The sequence below is a fragment of the Rheinheimera sp. MMS21-TC3 genome, from assembly GCF_032229285.1.
Lineage (GTDB): Bacteria > Pseudomonadota > Gammaproteobacteria > Enterobacterales > Alteromonadaceae > Alishewanella.
This window is the reverse complement of record NZ_CP135084.1, coordinates 369,731-389,351: the sequence shown is the minus strand read 5'-3', so window position 1 is coordinate 389,351 and position 19,621 is coordinate 369,731. Positions and strand designations below refer to the sequence as shown.

General features: G+C 40.5%; 15 protein-coding genes. 8 read left to right on the top strand and 7 right to left on the bottom strand.

The features are described from left to right. Window positions 1–49 precede the first annotated feature (49 nt). From lepB to RDV63_RS02035, 3 genes are all read right to left on the bottom strand, one after another. The gene (gene lepB, locus RDV63_RS02045; protein WP_313907857.1) at window positions 50–610 is read right to left on the bottom strand and encodes a signal peptidase I; all 561 of its coding nucleotides are present in this window, start codon (window positions 608–610) and stop codon (window positions 50–52) included. A gap of 263 nt (window positions 611–873) precedes the next feature. Continuing rightward, the gene (locus tag RDV63_RS02040) at window positions 874–1,050 is read right to left on the bottom strand and encodes a hypothetical protein (RefSeq protein WP_313907856.1); all 177 of its coding nucleotides are present in this window, start codon (window positions 1,048–1,050) and stop codon (window positions 874–876) included. Window positions 1,051–1,102: 52 nt separating this feature from the next. Then, on the bottom strand, window positions 1,103–2,353 hold the full coding sequence (locus RDV63_RS02035; RefSeq protein ID WP_313907855.1) for an HlyD family secretion protein: 1,251 nt from the start codon (window positions 2,351–2,353) through the stop codon (window positions 1,103–1,105). 447 nt (window positions 2,354–2,800) lie between these two features. Here RDV63_RS02035 and RDV63_RS02030 point away from each other — a divergent pair, with 447 nt between their 5' ends. Beyond that, on the top strand, window positions 2,801–3,307 hold the full coding sequence (locus tag RDV63_RS02030) for a M48 family metallopeptidase (RefSeq protein ID WP_313907854.1): 507 nt from the start codon (window positions 2,801–2,803) through the stop codon (window positions 3,305–3,307). Between the two features lie 74 nt (window positions 3,308–3,381). On the opposite strand, the gene RDV63_RS02025 is transcribed toward RDV63_RS02030, so the two are convergent. After that, window positions 3,382–5,799: an alpha/beta hydrolase family protein gene (locus tag RDV63_RS02025; RefSeq protein ID WP_313907853.1), complete on the bottom strand. Its 2,418-nt coding sequence runs from the start codon at window positions 5,797–5,799 to the stop codon at window positions 3,382–3,384. Window positions 5,800–6,005: 206 nt separating this feature from the next. On the opposite strand from RDV63_RS02025, the gene RDV63_RS02020 reads away from it, so the two are divergent. From RDV63_RS02020 to RDV63_RS01990, 7 genes are all read left to right on the top strand, one after another. Further along, the gene (locus RDV63_RS02020) at window positions 6,006–6,410 is read left to right on the top strand and encodes a hypothetical protein (protein ID WP_313907852.1); all 405 of its coding nucleotides are present in this window, start codon (window positions 6,006–6,008) and stop codon (window positions 6,408–6,410) included. A gap of 275 nt (window positions 6,411–6,685) precedes the next feature. After that, the gene (locus tag RDV63_RS02015; protein WP_313907851.1) at window positions 6,686–7,360 is read left to right on the top strand and encodes an ABC transporter ATP-binding protein; all 675 of its coding nucleotides are present in this window, start codon (window positions 6,686–6,688) and stop codon (window positions 7,358–7,360) included. Continuing rightward, window positions 7,354–8,298 carry an HlyD family secretion protein gene (locus tag RDV63_RS02010; RefSeq protein ID WP_313907850.1) on the top strand — a complete coding sequence of 315 codons (945 nt, stop codon included), beginning with the start codon at window positions 7,354–7,356 and terminating at the stop codon, window positions 8,296–8,298. Before RDV63_RS02015 ends, RDV63_RS02010 begins: the two co-directional genes overlap by 7 nt. Then, entirely contained in the window at window positions 8,298–9,314 is a 1,017-nt protein-coding gene (locus RDV63_RS02005; RefSeq protein ID WP_313907849.1) for an HlyD family secretion protein, read from the top strand. Before RDV63_RS02010 ends, RDV63_RS02005 begins: the two co-directional genes overlap by 1 nt. Beyond that, window positions 9,304–10,488 (top strand): efflux RND transporter periplasmic adaptor subunit, encoded by a 1,185-nt coding sequence (locus tag RDV63_RS02000; RefSeq protein WP_313907848.1) that lies wholly within the window; start codon window positions 9,304–9,306, stop codon window positions 10,486–10,488. The genes RDV63_RS02005 and RDV63_RS02000 overlap by 11 nt, the downstream gene beginning before the upstream one ends. Before the next feature lie 4 nt (window positions 10,489–10,492). Beyond that, a complete protein-coding gene (locus RDV63_RS01995; protein ID WP_313907847.1) occupies window positions 10,493–11,728 on the top strand; it encodes an ABC transporter permease in 1,236 nt (411 codons plus the stop codon). 26 nt (window positions 11,729–11,754) lie between these two features. Continuing rightward, window positions 11,755–12,654, top strand: a complete 900-nt coding sequence (locus tag RDV63_RS01990) for a sialidase family protein (RefSeq protein ID WP_313907846.1) — start codon at window positions 11,755–11,757, stop codon at window positions 12,652–12,654. 305 nt (window positions 12,655–12,959) lie between these two features. On the opposite strand, the gene RDV63_RS01985 is transcribed toward RDV63_RS01990, so the two are convergent. From RDV63_RS01985 to RDV63_RS01975, 3 genes are all read right to left on the bottom strand, one after another. Next, on the bottom strand, window positions 12,960–15,053 hold the full coding sequence (locus RDV63_RS01985; protein WP_313907845.1) for a peptidase domain-containing ABC transporter: 2,094 nt from the start codon (window positions 15,051–15,053) through the stop codon (window positions 12,960–12,962). Beyond that, the gene (locus tag RDV63_RS01980; protein ID WP_313907844.1) at window positions 15,053–16,294 is read right to left on the bottom strand and encodes an HlyD family secretion protein; all 1,242 of its coding nucleotides are present in this window, start codon (window positions 16,292–16,294) and stop codon (window positions 15,053–15,055) included. The genes RDV63_RS01985 and RDV63_RS01980 overlap by 1 nt, the downstream gene beginning before the upstream one ends. A 160-nt stretch (window positions 16,295–16,454) precedes the next feature. Beyond that, window positions 16,455–19,619, bottom strand: coding sequence for a lantibiotic dehydratase (locus RDV63_RS01975; protein ID WP_313907843.1), 3,165 nt, complete (start codon window positions 19,617–19,619; stop codon window positions 16,455–16,457). Window positions 19,620–19,621 lie beyond the last annotated feature (2 nt).

The following is a 19,621-nucleotide window of genomic DNA, read 5'->3' as shown; positions in this document are numbered from 1 at the left end:
AAGAGTAGGCTGCGTTGTTCCAGCACGATATCACTGAGCGATAGAAAATCTATTTAATTAGGCTTTTTGAGAAAGTAACAGCTAGGGGAATAACTTGTTGATTATAATCATTAAAACGAACAACATATAGTGATTGAGCAATAATATCCGCCTTTTTTACTGGCCCAAAACTTCTAGAGTCATAACTGTTTTTTTCATTATCACCAATGACAAAATATTCATCATTTAATAAGAAAAATACACTATTTCTTTTTATGCATTTTTGTCTATCATCAATTAACTCTCCAACCCAATTATTGCTATACATATACCTCATACCGTTAACGTAAACTTCTGAATTACAAATGTGCACTTGGTCACCAGGCATAGCATGTATGCGCTTACGCAGTAAATTATCATCTACTTTTACTGCAACCATCACACCTAGTTGTAGTGAGAAGTTGAAGTGCTTTGAAATGATAATGTCATTCGGTTGAATTGTTGGATAATTGGATTCTGTAAATCTATCTTCACCTTTTTCATCTACAGAATAACCATTAAGCTCGGGGTTGTTAAGGTAAATAAATGAAATGAAAATAAATGATGAAACAACAAATACTGATTTGATCATTTTTTTGCGCCATAACAAGAATGAAAATGCAATGAGGATCAGCAGCGCATGAATTAGAAACCAGAATTGCACTAACAATACTGAATCGAAAACTTCAAAAATTCGTATAGAAAAAAGTGATGCCACAAATAGGAAAATAATTAAATACATCTTGGTTATCCGTTACCCGGTGCACATGTAGCACATATAGTTCACTCTGAATATGCCTAGCAAAGCTTGTGGCCTTGCTAGGCATATTTTAAATGTTAGGAATAAGTGTCATATTAAGGAGCAGGTAAGTCAGGGTTAGGACAAAAGTCATCACCAAAGCCAGGAGGTAATTCGCCATCTCCCATCTTTGTGATTATATTTCTAGCGATAAATCTCCATAAAGCATTACCACCACTCACTTCTTCTACTTGCTCAAATGTTAACTCTTGCATGGTATCTTGGTTTTTCATATTATCTCTCCTTGAGATGTTTTTAAGTTTATTGGTTGCTCTTTACTTAGAGCTATAGTCGCCCTTTTAGGCTTAAAATCGGCTCAAACAACCAGGCTAACAGGCTGCGTTGTTCCAGCACGATATCTGCGCTTAGCAGCATTCCCGATTGCAGCGGGACTGTGTTGCCATAAGCGCGGATTTGTTGCGAATCCAGTGCTACCTCTACTCGGTATACTGGCTCCTGTACGGCGACAGGCATATCAACTTCATTTGGCATCATGATAGCCTGCGCCGTTTTTATTACTTGCCCTTGATACAAACCAAAACGCTGATACGGAAACGCATCAAAGCGTAAGCGTGTATGCTGGCCAACCTTGACAAAACCATAAGCCCGAGTTGGCACCAGCAACACGGCTTGTAATTCTGCGTTATCCGGCATAATAGTTAATAGGGGCAAACCAATTTGCACATTATTACCAATTTCAGCGACTAAATTAGTCACTCGGCCAGCAATAGGCGCAGTAATAAGTAACTCACCCCGGGCATGTAATTCTGTTTGCTGTTGTTTCAGTCGTGAAATGTCGGTATCGAGCATGGCTAGTTGTTGCTGCTGCTCACTAGGTAAGCGTTGTAATTGGCCACTTAATTGCTCTATTTGAGCTTTTTGGCTTTGTTCGTTAGCATTTAATTCAGCTAACTGCTGTTGGATATTGAGCACCAATTCATGCTGTTGCTGCAATTCCATAGTGGAAATAGCACCGCTGTTATTAAGGGCTTGATAATTTTGATAACGCTGCTGATTTAATTGTAGTCGTTGTTGTAGCAGCGCATGTTGGGCAGTAATATCACGCAATAAGTTTTTGCTTAATGTTAGGCGGGCACTAAATTCAGCTTGTTGCTGCATAAACTGACTCTGTAATTGTTGTTTACGCAGGCTTATTAATTCGGTTTGCTGCAAAAGCCCTTGAAATAACGTATTGGTAAGGCTTTCACCGGCAGCTAAATGCTCGGGTATAGCAATAAGCGCTAAGCGATCACCCGCTTGTACTTGTTGACCATCATCAACATAAAGTTGTTGAATAACACCCGCGCGAGTCGATACAACCTTGGCTAAGCCCATATCAGGTTTTAAATAACCCGTCACCGTTTCTTTACGATTGAACGACGTTACGCTTAAAAAGATAACAATGATAATAACAACAACCACTAAAATAATTGTTAACACACTACTACTCAGCGGCTGAGCAACAATAACATCGCCATCTAATTTAGCGCCTTGCTGCTTTACCGCATTAGCACGAAACAGTCCTTGCTCTGACACGACAACCTCTAACTTCCATTGTGTTACCACGCGCTTACATGCGTAAATAAATGTGAGTAAATGTGAGTAAATGTGAGTAAATGTGAGTAAATGTGAGTAAATGTGAGTAAATGTGAGTAAATGTGAGTAAATGTGAGTAAATGTGAGTAAATGTGAGTAAATGTGAGTAAATGTGAGTATACATTAACCTTAAATGAGCAACAAGTGCTTTTATAATTTAAGAGCATGATTGGTATATATTTTATGCAACACCTTAGAGACAATTAGTGCTTTATTATTAACATAATAATTAACACCAGTAGCAAAAAAAACATATATTCACTTGTAAGTAAGTGATTACCGTGCTGCTATAAGAGGTGTTTTTAATATTCAGCCTATATAAATTAGCCTTTAATTTTGCATCCTTTATAATCTTAGGCTCACGGTTTCACCCAAATGGAAAGATAAGTGTCAACGGTAAACTATTTAGCTGGCTACCCAGAGCATATTCAACAACAAGCCCAAGCGCTTTATACCAGTGGTAAACTGACGACCTATTTAACTGAAAAGTATTCTCAGCAACATCAAATACAAAGTGACAAAGCACTCTATGCTTATATTAATGATTTAAAACAACAATATTTACGTAATAGCCCACCGCTTAGCCAAGTTAAATACGACAGTAAACTTAAGGTAATCCAGCACGCCCTCGGTATGCACACTTATCAATCTAGAATGCATGGCAATAAGCTAAAGGCTCATAATAGCATTAGGGTAGCCGCCTTATTTAAACAAGCACCCACTGAGTTTTTACGTATGATAGTGGTGCATGAACTAGCCCACTTTAAAGAAAAAGAGCACAACAAAGCCTTTTATCAGCTTTGTCAGCATATGGAGCCGGCGTATCACCAGCTAGAATTTGATACAAGGTTATGGTTGTTGTGGCGAGATAAAGAAGCTTGCAGCTTAAAATAACAGTTTAGATAAAAAAGTGCTTCATGTTTTAACCAAACATGAAGCATTAATAAGTAAGTTATAATTTGCTGCTGTTATTCCTTAACTGGCTCAGCATTTTTAACAAACTCATCTAACCAATTAACGGTTTCCCACAACATGTGTAATACCGACTCGCGGGCACGATAACCGTGCGACTCTAGCGGTAACATAACTAATCGTGTAGTACCGCCTAAGCCTTTAACCGCTTGATATAAACGCTCACTCTGCATTGGGAAAGTACCAGAGTTATTGTCGTCAGTACCATGAATTAACAGTAACGGTGTTTTAATTTTTTCCGCGTGAAAAAACGGTGACAGCTGAGTATATAAATTTGTATCGTCCCATAAGGTGCGCTGCTCACTTTGAAAACCAAACGGCGTTAAGCTACGGTTATAAGCGCCACTTCTGGCAATACCGGCTTTAAATAACTTAGTTTGCGCTAGCAAATGCGCAGTCATAAAGGCACCGTAAGAATGGCCGCCTACCGCAACCCTATTCGGATCGGTTACTTTACGGCTAACACCTGCGGCAATAGCGGCTTCAGCATTCATCACTAACTGCTGAATAAAGCTATCGTTTGGCTCTTTATCACCCTCACCTACTATTGGCATAGTAGCGCTATCTAACACGGCATAACCTTGAGTGGCTAAAAATTGCGGTGTCCAATAGCTAATACGGTTAAAGCGGTAAGGTGAATCACTTACTTGCCCCGCTGCAGCCGCACTTCTAAATTCACGCGGATAAGCCCAAATCATTGTTGGTAAAGGGCCATCACGTTCAGGTTGATATCCAGCAGGTAACAATAAGGTTGCCGACATAGGAATGCCATCAGCACGCTTATAATTAATTAGCTCGCGGGTTATGCCTTTAGTTTGTGGCATAGGGTGTGGCGTTTGCGTTAAAGCAGTTAATTCACCTGATTGTAAATCTCGTAAATAAAAGTCTGGTGGTAAATCTGTAGACTCACGTTGTGTTAGCAATTTACCACTAGGTAACAGGCTATAAGCATATTCGTAAAATGGTGCTTCAGAGCGCCATAAGCGTTCAGTAGTACCAGTAGCTAAAGTCATTTTATCAATAAAAGGACGGTTACCTTCAGGCGATGCGCCTACGCCAGTTAAATATATTTGTCCTTGTTCTAATTTAAGTAAACGCTGACCATTTGCTGCAGTAGTGGTTAAAGGTGAGCCGGGTGCATTGTAGCGATCTTCTGATGAACGCTCCCACAATAAACTAGCGTTTTGATCTGGTGTTAAGCGCCATACTTTTTCTAGCCGGTCTTGCCACCAATTCTCCCACACCAACATAGTGCCATCTGCAGCTGTTAGTAAACGAGAGAAACGAAAACTTAAATCAAGTAACTTTTGCGGCTCTGCAGTAAAAGGAGCGGCTAATTGAAATAACTGATCACGAACCATTGCTTTATTTGCAGGATCACCACCGTCAGCCGCTTCAGCCCAGTATAAGGTTGCTGGTAAATCAGAGCGCCAATTAGCATAACGACGGCCTGTAGGTACGGCATCAAAGGCAATAGGGATATTATCCGCAACAGGATTTTGTGCCACTGTGTACACTAACTTGCCGGCGGTACTCCATACTTCGCTGGTATAAGCAAAACGAGATACCGGTACTGCATAAGAGAACGGCTGTTCTATACGGCTAACTAACACTAACTGGTTATCTGGCGACACTTCTACACTTCTAAACAGTGTTGGCTTGCCTATAGAGGTTACTTTATTTTTTAAGCTAATTTTTACCAACTGGCTAGTAAAGTAATAACTAAATAAGGTTTCGTCATGCTTATCTTTTAATAAATCTTGATAAGTACGTGCTGGCGCAGTGCGGCCTCTAGCTTCAGTAATAACCGGTCCAGTAGGGATTTTAGACGCCACCGGTTCAGCGCCGCGTTTAGCTGGCACTGTTAATGCGTAAATAGCTTGGCTATCAGCAGACCATTGTAAGCCAGCGCCCCAAATTGCATTTAAACGGCTTTTTGACCATTGGCTAGCTTTAGCTTTAGCAATATCAATACGCCATAACGTAGCTTGGTTTGCTTCAAGCTGAATAAAAGCTAAATAACGGCTATCCGGCGACCAGGTTAAATTTGTGGCTTTAAGGTCGGCAGGTAAACCAGAAATAGATTTACTTTTTGTTGAAGCTAAATCAATTAACTGTAATGCCGAAATATAACGCGGCATAGTTGGGCCATTATTAGCAGGATTAAACCTAACGCCGGCTAAACGGTATTCTGGTGCCGCCAAGTCTGCCAATACCGGTAATGCCGGATAGGTTAGGCTTAGCATGGTTTGGCCATTAGGGCTTAAGCTAGCGCTAGGTGTTGGCGCAGCATCAACAATATCAACAATTGCTTGTACCGGTTGCTGATAGCCTATATCTACCGCCGTACTATGGGCATACCCAGTTAAACATAACGCAGTACCAAGTAGCACTGCGTAAAAGGTCTTTCTCATTTTTATAATTCCTTGTTAACTATAATAGTTATTTAGCATAGATAGCACCTAACTGTAACCTAGCTAAGCGACTAGCACACTAAAACAAAAGATTGATGATTTATTTTTGCTCTTGAGTAATCAGTAAACTATATCTTTTAAGCCTTGTAGCTAGTAAGTTTGCAATTATAAAACTGCTACTTCCAGTACCAATACGAGACAACTTTATGCCTGAGTCTAAGTACCACACTTTTACTAATGATGATGCGATGCAATTTGCTGACGAACACAGCGGTTTATTTGGCAGCCATAGTAAATTGGAAGCTGAAAAGAATTTTAATCAAGTGTTTAGGATCAGCAATGATAAAGGCTCTAGTCTAATTGTAAAACAAGCTTTGCCTTATGCCGGTTATGGTAACGATAATTGGCCCTTAACCGTTGACCGCGCTCGCATAGAAGCTGAAGTACTGCAAAAGCATCATAGTTTGTGTCCCGAGCACACAGTAGAGGTTATCCATCATGATAATGAGTTAGCGGCTATCTTATTAGAAGATTTAAAGGCTTACCGTATTTTGCGCACTGAATTAATTGCAGCCAAATCCTACCCCCATTTAGCAAGCCAACTCGCTTAATATCTTGCTCAAGCTTTGTATCATACTAGTGATTTTGCGTTAACAGGCATCAATAAAAAGCAGCAAGTCATTGAGCTTTGGCAAAGTTTCGCCAGCACTTTTCAACAGTTATAGAACAGGTTATTACCTTAGTGCGCCACCATAAAATATAATTTTCCTTGCTTTTATACCGACACAGCTTGTTACAGTTTAACCAGCTGCTTCCGGTGTAGCTGTGTTTCAATTAAGGCAACAGTATGGCATTCTGCACTGCTAAAGTTTTATAGGGTAGAGTCATGATATTCGCACAACAGCTTAGTCGTGTTTTTGGCCAGGGAGACAATGCGGTAAGGGCGTTACATAACGTTAGCTTACGTATTGCCGAAAATGAATTTGTTGCCATCATGGGTAGCTCTGGCTCAGGCAAGTCTACGCTAATGAATATTCTTGGCTGTTTAGACACCCCAAGTAGTGGCAGTTATCAACTGGATAATCAGGTTATTGGTCAACTTGATGATATTAAGCTGTCGGCCATGCGCAACCGCCATATCGGCTTTATTTTTCAATCTTTTCACTTATTGCCAAGATTAACAGCAGCACAAAATGTTGCTTTACCTCTTAGGTATACCGACACCGATCCTGTAGAAGCATTAGCTCGTGCTACCACTTTATTAGAGCAAGTGGGCTTAGCGCATCGTGCTGATCATAAACCTCATGAAATGTCTGGCGGACAACGGCAAAGAGTTGCTATAGCGCGTGCCTTAGTTAATAGGCCTAAAGTTATTTTTGCTGATGAGCCAACAGGTAACTTAGATAGCAAAACATCAAAAGAAATAATGTTATTACTGTGCGATTTGCATAGCAAAGGCAACACTATAGTTATGGTTACCCATGAAGATGAAATAGCGGCTTACGCCAGCCGAGTAATACGGATGCGTGATGGTCAAATAATTGAGGACAACGGATGTTAGTCGCACTTTATACAGTATTGTTATTAAATAGTGTTGCCGAGCAGCCTATCCCCTTACTGTTAACAGGTACGCTGCAATCTGCAGATAAACAAACTGTCGTATCACCTATGAGTGATAGCTGGCGGGTGCAAGTACAGTGGTTACAACCAGAAGATGAACCAGTAAAAGAAGGTGATTTAATAGCTGTGTTTGATGCCGGTAATATTAAAGCCCAAATTGAGCAATTAAAAAGTAGCATTATTAATCATGACGAACGGCTTAATCAGCTAAAAAGTGAACACAAGCAAAAGGTTATGGAAGCCGAATATGAACTTGAACGGCGGCAATTACTGCTAGAAAAAGCAGGTATAGACGCCAATGTTCCCTTGGCCAACTTAAGTGCATACGACTATGAAAAGTATCAATTAGAATTAAAACGCAGCCGCACTGAAGCTAATAAAGCCGCCGAGCAGCTTGCCGTCGCCCGCATTGCCGCTAATGCCGCCTTAACCAAGCAACAATTACAATTAGAGCAATCAAAAGCAGAACTGCTAGATGCCGAAGTTCAGCTAAGCCAAATGAGTGTTACCGCTAGCCAAGATGGCACTATAAGTTATGGCACCCATCCTTGGTATGGCACCAAAATTTACGCAGGCATTACCGCCCAGCCAGGATGGAGTATTGCTGAACTTAACCGTACTGATTCTTTATATATTGAAGCTTGGGTACACGAAACAGATATGCCTAGACTGCAACAGCATAAAGCCTTAACAGCCCGCTTTGATATTGCGCCGCAATCCCCTTTCCCACTGCGCTTAAGCTCTGTTGCCCGCCAAGGTGAAAAACGGCAAAGCTGGGGCAATGCCTTGTATTACAAAGCAACTTTTACATCAGACACCTTACCAATCACCGAGCCAATGCTAGGTATGGGCTTGCTTATTGAGGTTAGTTTACCATAATGCCTACATCCGTTTTTCGTAGCCTAGTGGCCTTGCTGCTAATTAATCTTAGCGCCTGCCAGCCAGAAGATATCACCCCTAACGAAACTCCAGCTAGTAGTTATGTTAAAGCAACTGGCGAGCTGACAGCAGCAAATTCATTTAAGGCGTCACCACCTACAGTCAAAAGTTTCTGGCAATATAATATTAAACAACTCGCACCTGAAAGCGGCCTATTAAAAGAAAACGACTTAGTAGTAGCTTTTGACGCTCAACGCTTAGTAGATGATTTAAAAAACAAAAGCATTGAATTAAAAAGTGCCGAACAAGAGCTAGCTAACCGCTTGCGTAGTGACGAGCAACGTTATGAAGAATTAAAACTAAGCTTGGCCGAGCGTAAAATGGAATACGACAGAGATCAGCGTAAAGCGGTCATTGTCGACCAATCTCGCTCTGCCAATGATAGGCGCAAAGCACAGATTGACTTCACTATCTCAGACAACCAAAAACAGCTAGCTGAAGCCCGCTTAGCCAGTCATCAACAACAACGCCAAGCCGAAGAGCAAATGCTACTGGCTAAAGTAAGCCGATTACAAGCTGAAGTAAATGATCTAAAGCGTAGCATTGGCAGCATGCAAGTAAAAGCTCCCTTTTCTGGTGTTATGGTTTATAGCCAAAACTTTGATGGTGAAAAATTCTCTAGTGGCGACATGGTGCAATTTGGTCAACCTGTAGCAGAAGTTAGCCAGTTAGACAGCTTATATATTAAAGCCGAAATAGATGAAATTGACCTAAAACATTTAACGACGGGTTTAGCTGTAGAGATTACCTTAGATGCCTATCCAGAACGGCGCTTTAGCGGCATCTTACAAAGCTTAGGCAGTGCGGTTAGGGATAAATCACAAGACAATTTACGCCGTGTCATAGACGCCAAAGTTATGCTAGATGTTGTAGATACTGACACTATGCGACCAGGTATGACAGCACGGCTAAATATACGCTTAGCAAACAGCCAAGGAGAGACCAATGCGCCTTAAACACTACTATAGTGCACTGTTGCTTAGTCTTCTTACTGGCTGTAGTGAAGTGGCCCTTCAAGTTCCTGTATACACTGTAGAACAAGAAACTTTAATCCACTCAGTTAATGCCGAAGGCGAGCTATTTGCTGTTAATTCAGTAAGTATTAACGCGCCTAAAACAATACAAGGCCCGCGTTTTATTGCGGCTTTAGCTAAAGAGTATTCTGAAGTGCAGCCAGGCGATGTAGTGGTTACTTTTGATTCGACTCAACTACTTAAAGCCAAAATTAAAGCTAATACTGGTTTAGGCACTGTAGTTGCCGACGAGCAACAAAAGCTAGCCGAACAACAAAGCGAGCAAAAAGCCATAGGTTTAGATCAAAACCTAATTGGCCATGAATTTTCTTTTGCCGACCGCTTTAGTATTGATGATGTGCAAATCCGCTCTAAGCTAGAAATTCTCGATTCCATGCAAAACAAAGAGTATCTTGCTGACAAACGCGACTACTTAGGTTGGCAAGAGCAAAGTTTTACTCAGCGTAGCAGTGGTGAATTAGAGCTACTACAGCTGCAACTTGGCCAACAACAAAGCTTGTTACATCAAGCTGAAACTGGTTTGGCTGAGCTAGAGATTCGCTCACCGCACAAGGGTATTTTATTATTTGAAAGTAATTGGCGCGGTGACAAGCCTGAAGTAGGCGGCATGGTATTTCCTGGCTCACGTATTGGTAGTATTCCAGATCTCAGCTTACAACATGTTAAGTTGCAGGTTATCGAGCAAGAAGCCATAGGTTTTGCTCCTGGCCAACACGTTAGCTTTACTTTAACTGCTTGGCCAAACGACAAGCTAGCCGGCGAAATAGTCTCTGTTGCTGCTGTTGCCCAATCTCGCGAACGGCGTGATCCTAGAAAGTATATAGAAGTTGTGGTTGCACCCGCCCAGCAAGATCCCCGCTTTATGCCCGGTAATAAAGTACGAGCGCAGATTGCAGTAAACAAAATAGAAGGGATTTTTATGATCCCATTACAAGCTATTTTTAGTGAACAACAACAACTTTATGCCTATAAACTAAAGGGTACAACTTTTATAAAACAGCCCATTACCATTGGTAAAAAAAGCCTAAGCCATGCCCAAATTCTTGAAGGCTTAAAAGCAGGCGATCGTATAGCTCTGATTAACCCGGAACAATAACAGCATGAAATTAAGCCCTTTAATTACCGATACTTTAGCAGAATTAGCCCAACATAAGCTGCGGACTTTCCTTACCTTATTAGGGATGATATTTGGTGTAGGCGCCGTAATTGCCATGCTGAATATCGGCGAAGGTGCAGAGCGTGAAGCCCTAAAGACAATTGAAACAATGGGGTTGCGCAACCTTATTGTTGAAGGCCGTACCTTTGATGAGAAAACCTTACAAGAGCAACGTAAACATTCATTAGGCCTTAATCAAAGCGATATTGATATTGCTGTTGCCACCTTACGCGATGTAACAGCTTATAGCGCTGAACTTAAAGTAGACACTTACAACATTTATAGTCACCAAGGTAAAAGTGATGGTGTTGCCATAGGCGTATCGCCCAGCTATATGGAGTTAAGTAAATTAGCTTTTGTTGCCGGCCGTAATTTTACTGAACAAGAAAACCGCTATGCAGCACAAGTTGCTATTCTTGGCGCTAGAGTTGCAAAAAGCTTGTTCCCCAATGGCGATGCACTTGGTAAAGCCGTGAAAGTAAACCATGTTTGGCTACAAGTAGTAGGGGTACTTGCTGAGCCTTATGCCGGTAGTGATGATTTTCAAGGTATTAAGTTAGGCGGTGAACAAAACCAACTGTTTATGCCTTTACTTAGTGCGCAAACTCGGTTTAAACAATTGCCTATGAGTGCTGAACTAAGCTCATTTCGCTTACAATTGGCCGAGCATGCCAATAATGCGCTAACAGCTAAAGCTTTAGATGCCCTCTTAAAACAGCGCCATAACGACATTGATGACTACACTATAATAGTGCCTGCAGCACTATTAGCGCAACAGAAGCAAACCCAACAAATTTTCAATATTGTTATGTCTTGCGTCGCGGGTATTTCATTATTAGTAGGCGGCATAGGCATTATGAATATCATGTTAGCTACCGTGTTAGAGCGCACTAAAGAAATAGGCCTATTGCGCGCTATTGGCGCAACACAACGGGATATTAAACTGCAATTTGTGGCCGAAAGCTTTGCTATTGCTATTCTGGGTGGTTTACTGGGTATTGTATTTGGTATTTTATTGTCGGAACTTATCGCTTTTTATTCCGATTGGGCAGTAAGTTGGTCTTTGCTGGCAATAGGCTTATCTTTTAGTATTTGTGCACTTATAGGTGTAGCTTTTGGTGTGTACCCTGCCATTAAAGCTTCGCAGTTAGACCCTATTACTGCCTTGCAAAGCGAGTAACTTAATCGACTCTGGAGCTAATTATTATGCAACTAGTTGAAGTTAGACGTATTTGGCAACAAGCCGCACATAATGCTTTTACGGATTTAATCTTATTTAACGATGCACTGTGGTGTGTATTTCGCGAAGGTAGCGCTCATGTCTCAGCCGATGGCGCTTTTCGTATTTTACGCTCAACGGATAACGGTATTAGCTGGCATAGCCAAGCGCTAATAACGGCCACTGATGCCGATTTACGAGACGCAAAGTTTAGTATTGCCCCTAACGGTACACTATTACTCCTTGGCGCTGGAGCCTTGCACGATCGCAGTAATTATAGCCATCAGTCTTATATTTGGCGCTCAAATGACGGTGTTACTTGGTCGACACCTGAGCCAGTTGGCGAAAAAAATGTGTGGTTGTGGCGAATGACATGGCAGCAGCAAAAACTGTATGCCTTGGGTTATGGTATTGGCCAGCCGCGTTTTGTGCGCTTATACCAAAGCGACGACGCCATACAGTTTCAACCGCTAACCGATGTTTATCAAGGCAGTTACGCTAACGAAAGTGGTTTATTATTTACGCACGATGGTACAGCACTTTGCTTACTAAGACGTGACCCCGAGCACGGTTTATTTGGTAAAAGCTTACCGCCTTATACTGACTGGCAATGGCAAGATATTGGCTGTCGCATTGGTGGGCCACAATGGCTGCAATTAGCCGATGGCCGCTTACTCGCCTGTGTTCGCCTATATGATAATAATGTTCGCACTAGCCTATGCTGGATAGACAAAAAAAGTGGCAGCTTAAATGAAGCCTTAACGCTACCCTCCGGTGGTGACTGTAGCTACGCCGGTATGGTACTGCACGATAATAAACTATATGTAAGCTATTATTCGTCACACCAGGAAAATACGGCTATTTATTTTGCTGAGGTGCAAATTTAAGCATTAAACTATGGACCAGAATGGGGTTAGTGAAAGAGTATAGTACTATTATTTTTGAAATTTACGTAATGGTAACTGTTTTGTAGTAACAGCTTTTAACCCAAAGCTAAAAGCTGTTTCATGCCGAATTAATATACTTGGTTACAACCGGCTTGGCCGCAAGTTTCGCCATATACATAAGTTCTTCTGCAATCGACGAACGATGGACGCAGATGAGTACGACCTGGGTAACCACCACCTACTTCTGGTGTTATCGAATTATGTGAAAAATTTACCCACAGTTAACTTAGGGTGAGCTGTTAAGTTTAAACTAAAGCCTTTAAGTTAATTACACGATCAGCAGACGCTATGGTTTCAGGCCGATGGGCAATCACCACTCGGGTAATCTTAAGCTCTTTAATCGCGTTACTGACAATAGATTCTGTATCTGTATCTAGGTGACTGGTCGCTTCATCTAAAAATAAAACTTTTGGCTTCCGATAAAGCGCACGAGCCAATAAAATTCGCTGTTTTTGACCACCAGATAAAGCAGACCCCATATCGCCAATTAAGCTGTTATAGCCCATTGGCATATTTGCTATATCTTTATCGACCGCAGCCATTTGCGCGCATTGCTCAACCCAAGACATATCATATTGCTCTTCAAAGAAAACAATATTATCTCTAATACTACCAGACAGAAGTTGATCATCTTGCATTACTGCAGCCACTTGTCGTCTATAATTCACTAAACCAAGTTGATTCAATGGAATATCGTCAACCAGCACTTTGCCAGAGCAGGGTAATAACAAGCCTAGCATTATTTTCATTAAGGTTGTTTTGCCACAACCTGAAGGGCCAACTAATGCCACTGACTCGCCCGGCTTTATAATTAAAGAGAGATCCTGCAACACCGGATTAGTAACATCACTATACGCAAAACTGATATTACGTAATTCAAGTTTACCCTGAACCTCGACAGGCTTACGCTCTTGCACTGGATGAACTCGCTCTTTTCCAGTTAGGGCAATATCACCTAAACGCTCAAAATGTAAACTCAGCATTTTAAATTCAATTAATTTCTCAATTAACCGGGCCATCTGACTCATAAATTGACTTTTATAAGCAATAAAAGCAAATAACATCCCGGTACTAAAGCCACCCTCTAGTACAAGCGTTGCCGCTAAATAAACCACTACTATATTTTCAATACCAAACAGTAACCTATTCACTGTCTGATATGAAATATCAAAAATACCTAAACGTATTGATTGGTTAGTTGCTTCAACATAATGATTCTGCCAAATGCCTTCTCGCTTCGCTTCTGAGCCAAACAACTTGATGGTTTGAATAGCGCGAACCGTCTCCATAAAGTTAGAATTTTCTTTAGCTCCAGCCAGTATTTCTTGCTCTGAAACAGCGCGTAAAGAGTTATACATAGCCATCCTAAATAAGGCATACAGCGCTACTGAAACTAGCACAACCATACTTAGAAGTGGGCTATAAATAACAATAACAATCAAAATAGCAATGGCCATTAAACCATCTATTAGAGCCTCTATCATACCCGTTGTCAGCAACTCACGAACTTGGCGTAAAGAGCCAAATCGTGATACCACATCTCCCATATGGCGCTTTTCAAAATAAGTCAGCGGTAACCTAATTAAATGATGAAACAAATTACTGGCCATTTGGATATTCATAGAGTTACCAAAATGCAGTAAAACAAATTCTCGTAGTGCGCTGGTCATCACCTCAAACAGCAGTACTAAGGCAAAGCCTAATGCTAAAACAATAAGCAAACTGGTATCACTGGTCATAATGACATCGTCTACCACTAATTGCATATAATAAGGCGATATTAAGGTAAATACCTGCAACAAAATGGAAAGCGTAAATAGCAATACTAATGAACGCTTTAAACCAGTTATTTTGGACCAAAAATGAGATAAGCCTAAACGACTTTGACCTTGCTTTAATTCAAAGTCGTTAGTAGGTAGTAATTCTAATGCTATACCCGTAAAGCTTTTACTGGCTTCATCTATGCTTACTTTTCGAACGCCACTGGCAGGGTCATGTATAACGATATATTTAGCATGTACTGACTTTAAAACAACAAAGTGATTTAAATCCCAGTGTAAAATACAAGGTAGTTGCAATGCTGGTAAATCTTCTAGCTCTATGCGTAAAGGCCGAGAAGACAGGTTTAACTTTTCTGAAAAGTTCATTAAGTCCAGTAAGGTGCAGCCTTCTATTGAAATTGAAAACTTCTGCCGTAACTCATTAAGACTCGCTTTATGACCATGGTAATGAGCAATCATAGCCAAGCAAGCAAGACCACACTCTGCTGCTTCTGTTTGGTTGATTATTGGTAGGCTATCACCTTGCCAGAAAGAAAGTTTTTCTGTTATTGCTTGCATTATAGCTGCCCTTTAATGCTATATATTGGATCGAACAGCCATTGCAATAAGCTTCGTTGCTCCGTCACTACGTCTGCATCTAGTGTCATACCGGCTCTTAATTGTAATGCTCTGTTATAAGCATAAATTTGCTGAGACGACAATTTAATCCGAACACGGTAACTCGGTTCCTTTATTGTCGTATCTGTCACCTCTTCGGGCAATAACACTGTATGACTCACTTCTCGCACCTTACCTTGCTGCACGCCAAATCGTTCATAAGGAAAGGCATGAAATCGCAATCTAACATCCTGATTAGGCTCAACAAAAGCAATAGACTGCGTTGGCACATACACTATAGCTTCTAACTCCGCACCTTCAGGAATCAAACTTAAAACAATACTGCCCGAATCCATAAAGTGCCCCGATTTAGGTAAGATACCGCTAACCGTGCCTGACTTTGGCGCTGTTATGATACTAGTTTGTTCATGCTGTAACCGTGTTAACTGATTACGTAATTCCGACATTTGGTTGTCTATCGAAGTTAATGAGGCGTGTTGTTCAAGTGGCAATTGTTGCAATATATTTTGCTGCTGCTTTAGCTGCTCTTTTAAGCTTAACTCTTCACTCTCAAGCGCTTGACCTTGCTGTTGTAGCGACAACAAGGTATCTCGTTGTCGGTCTAATTCTAAAGTAGAAATATAACCTGTGCCCGATAACTGCGAGATCTGCTGAACTAACTTTTGATTTAAGTCTAGACGCTGCTGAAAAATAGCTTGTTGCTGTGCTATTTGTTTTAATCGCTCTTCTACACTAGCAATCTGTTCATTGCTATCTTGCTGTTTAATTCGATATTTTTCTATCTCTTGCTGCTTTTGTTGCTGTAAGTTAACTAAAATTGCCGTTAACTCTTTTTGTAATGACGCAGACAGCTCTGTATCCTCTGAGGAGAAATGCTGCATAGTTAATTGCAACAAAGGTTCCCCAGCCTCTACTTTATCGCCTTCTTGTACTAATAATTGCTTTACAGTACCAGCTTGAGACGTTTGTACTCTAATAATCCCCTGCTCAGGCTGCAAGGCACCGAAAACGACAGCTTTACGGCTATAATTAGAAGCCAACAAAAATATTAATGAGCTAACAACAATGACTGTTATTAGCCCTGTCAGCCAGACAAAGGATGGAACCTGTACTAAACTGACTTCACCCTGCATCCGTGATGTCTGCTGCGTTAATACTTGCTCACGGAAAATTGATTTCATATATTACTCTAGGTTATCAACTATCACATTAAGTCTATAGTTATGATTTTATGCTGAACTTATAGCGCTAGTACTGTGTAAAAACGAACTATTTTAACCATATTGTTAATAATAAATAACCCGCATAGATTAACAAAGCTCTGTTAAAACCAATAGTTATTTACCCTACTTTTGATTTAAGCTTACTGTCACTTGCTTTTTGTTTCGCCACCTCAGATAAGTATAAACGTCTTAAAAAGTCATAAATAACAAATTCTTGCTCACGGCCATACGTTTTAAATATACGGTTACAGAACATATGCAATAAAGAATGCAATAAGTTATCGGTAGTACAACTAAGCTGCCCTTGCTGTTGCTCAGCCAGTATTTGATTAGCTAATGGTTTAACGTTTTCAATTAACTGTTGTTTAAAAGTTAACATTTGCTGTAATGGTTGCTCAACAGCTTGCTTATACTCCGCGTTAAAGTCAGCCTGTATTTGTTTTTGATACTCACGATACTTAGCACCTAACTGATTACGTAAATGGCTATGCTCCTTAAACTCTAAGCCAAAAGCAGTACGCAGTTGAGTCATTATTTCTAATTTACGATCTAAGCTATAAGAAAATGCATCCAACATAGCATTTACGCCTAGTAGAGCCATACGCGTTCTTATAGATTCACCATAGTTTTGTATTAAAGAAACTGTTTGCAGCACAAACTCGCTATCATGCTGAAATACCTGCTCTGCTAGCTCTATTCCTCTATCACCACCATAACGCTCAATTTCACGTTGATAAGTGAAGATTTCAACCTTGCGCACACGTTGGCTCTCTACCCATTCAGATAAATAGTTATGTAATAGCGGGAGCACTTTACTATATAAGCTCTCGGGCTCTCCTAATATTCGCAACCGTAAATGCCAATCGGGATCGCTATAACGAATAAAAAACCATTGCTTTAACATTCCCTGCTGTTTGCAGAAAGCCAAAAAGTCTGTAAGTGCTTCATTTAAAAGTAGTTCAGCGGTACTTGCAGCGGCATAAATTTTAACGCTAAGCCACTCAGAGCCAGGAATAAATTGACGCTGTATTGTCATATCTAGCATTTTATCCAGCTCACCATATAAAATATCAAGTGGTCTAGCTTTAGTGTTTAAAATAGGCACGATAAACTCATGGGCAAAGTCCCCTTCTTCACTAGCAACTTCACTTTGATATTGCATCGCTAACGACTCTTTAAGGGTAACTTGTAGCTGGCCTTTTGTTTCGGCCAATAAAATTTTGATTAAAATAGGGTTATGTAGATCTATCGTTAAAACATTATCGTGAATAGCGTAGCAAACATAGCGAGGTAATTGATAACGATGCTTTAATTCTGCCCATGCATTTTCTTGCCAAATATCTTTCTTAACTAACGCCTCTAGTAATGAGCGTTCAATTCGCCATTTAGCTTCAGATAAAATTACATTATCAAGCTGTACCCTAGGTTGTCGATCCATTTGCTCTATAAAGGTAGGGGATTGATAAAACGGCAACTCTGCTTGCTGATGTTGCAACATACATAGAAAGTGATAAATACTTAAACTTCTATCTGAGTAATTATGCGCTGAGGTTAAACGTGGTATCACCAACTTTTTTAAACGTTTTGACCAAAGCTTAACTTCATTGCCTTCCACAAACGCATACAGATCTTGTACCGAAATTTGTTTTTCATCAGCTAGTTCAGTGTCTGCTAAAAATACTATTTCATATTGCCTTAATTGCGGTCGAGCAATAACATTGCCTGGCCTTCCATCTGGCATATGCACAACTTCAGCAAAAACAGCATTTTTAGATAAAGCTTCTTCAGCTTCAAAATGAGAAATTACTTGCTGCTTTAATGCTTCATCTAAGTGACAAAACCGCCCTAGTAAGTTTGCCCCAGATGGGCCAGTGCAACCATGCAAATGTATTAGCCGTTCGCCACTTGCATTTCTATAGCAACTAATGTTTGCTGCAAATGAAGCTGGCATTTGCTGCCATAACTCTGCACTTTTCGCATCTTTAAGCATCTCATCGCTACTAAGCTGTAATATATTTGACACCTTGCTATTAGCATTAAGCTTATGAAGTAGCTTGATACTTAATGAGTTTTCAGGCTCAGCCGTTTTACTTCGCTGATTATTTGCAATATTAATTCCAGCTAAAAGAGGAGTCTCATAGCCAGTATCATTAGAAAATGATATCCCAACATCTTCGTCTAGTAATTTAAGTAATGGAACCGCTTGGCCTTCAAAACGTTGATTAAAATTGGTAATAAAATTTATAAGTGGGTTCTCTGATACTGGCATTTGTGATTGCAATGCCAACACAGTTTTTTTCAAGACAGCCTGTATGCCTGTGTCTAATTGTGCTACTTGAAGAGTGCGCTTTACATCAGTTTGAAACAGTTTATTTTCTGAAACCGCATAGGGTAATTGCTTCAAATGCTGCACTATAGCTTGATAATCTTCCGGTTTTACAACTGTTTGCTGATCTAGGGCGTCTAACTTTTTAAGTGCAGCCTGTAATACCAAGCCATCATCCGTGTTATTAGCATTTAATAATGCTTGAACAAAGGCTTTATCTGGATAACCGCTAGTTAAAGGCAATTTTAAGTCTGCCATTAACACTCGCTCTTGAATCAACTGTTGAATATAAGCTTCTACATCTTCTTGGTCGACACTAGGATATAGCTGACAAAACTGCTCGATTAACGCTTGCTTTGATTTCCCTCCATCAGCAAGCTGTAACATTGCATGCAATGCCTCGTCATGCTCAACTGAACTTAGCCTATATTGCCGCTGTGAAGATGATTGATAAGGCTCTATATAATGTAGAAATGAACCTAATTGATATAGCGTAGTATTAGGTATAAAGTTTACAGCTTGCTGACCTGCGTCACTTTGTGCCCATTGCTGCTGAATAGTGGCTAAATAAAACATATCTAGGCGGGTTTTGCGCTTATCCAACTGTAAATTTGCCGGTGTAATTAAGCTTCGGTCAGTAAAGTGCCCTAGAGAAATACCAGCAAATAAACCAAAAGGGGTAGGCCTACAGCTCATACGGATAAAATACTTTAATAATGCTGTAGTGACTTTTTGACCTGTTTTGCTATAAGGTTTTTCGCGCCATTGCCCAATTCGTTCAACTAAGGATGGGCTCGCTAAATAAATAGCCTCTTCAGCTTCAGGCGATGCAAGCCAATGAGTTAGATAATCAACTACAGCTTGCTCACTTGTAGGCAGTTGCTTAAATTGCGCTAAGCTTAATCTTGGCACCCTTACAACAAAAAAATCAGCTACGCACTCAACATTACTACTCATTA

Coding starts and splice junctions, on each gene's coding strand:
- RDV63_RS01975 (WP_313907843.1), bottom strand. CDS start 19,619: ATGAGTAGTAATGTTGAGTGCGTAGCTGATTTTTTTGTTGTAAGGGTG.
- RDV63_RS02010 (WP_313907850.1), top strand. CDS start 7,354: ATGTTAGTCGCACTTTATACAGTATTGTTATTAAATAGTGTTGCCGAG.
- RDV63_RS02005 (WP_313907849.1), top strand. CDS start 8,298: ATGCCTACATCCGTTTTTCGTAGCCTAGTGGCCTTGCTGCTAATTAAT.
- RDV63_RS02015 (WP_313907851.1), top strand. CDS start 6,686: ATGATATTCGCACAACAGCTTAGTCGTGTTTTTGGCCAGGGAGACAAT.
- RDV63_RS02000 (WP_313907848.1), top strand. CDS start 9,304: ATGCGCCTTAAACACTACTATAGTGCACTGTTGCTTAGTCTTCTTACT.
- RDV63_RS01985 (WP_313907845.1), bottom strand. CDS start 15,053: ATGCAAGCAATAACAGAAAAACTTTCTTTCTGGCAAGGTGATAGCCTA.
- lepB (WP_313907857.1), bottom strand. CDS start 610: ATGATCAAATCAGTATTTGTTGTTTCATCATTTATTTTCATTTCATTT.
- RDV63_RS01990 (WP_313907846.1), top strand. CDS start 11,755: ATGCAACTAGTTGAAGTTAGACGTATTTGGCAACAAGCCGCACATAAT.
- RDV63_RS01995 (WP_313907847.1), top strand. CDS start 10,493: ATGAAATTAAGCCCTTTAATTACCGATACTTTAGCAGAATTAGCCCAA.
- RDV63_RS01980 (WP_313907844.1), bottom strand. CDS start 16,294: ATGAAATCAATTTTCCGTGAGCAAGTATTAACGCAGCAGACATCACGG.
- RDV63_RS02040 (WP_313907856.1), bottom strand. CDS start 1,050: ATGAAAAACCAAGATACCATGCAAGAGTTAACATTTGAGCAAGTAGAA.
- RDV63_RS02025 (WP_313907853.1), bottom strand. CDS start 5,799: ATGAGAAAGACCTTTTACGCAGTGCTACTTGGTACTGCGTTATGTTTA.
- RDV63_RS02020 (WP_313907852.1), top strand. CDS start 6,006: ATGCCTGAGTCTAAGTACCACACTTTTACTAATGATGATGCGATGCAA.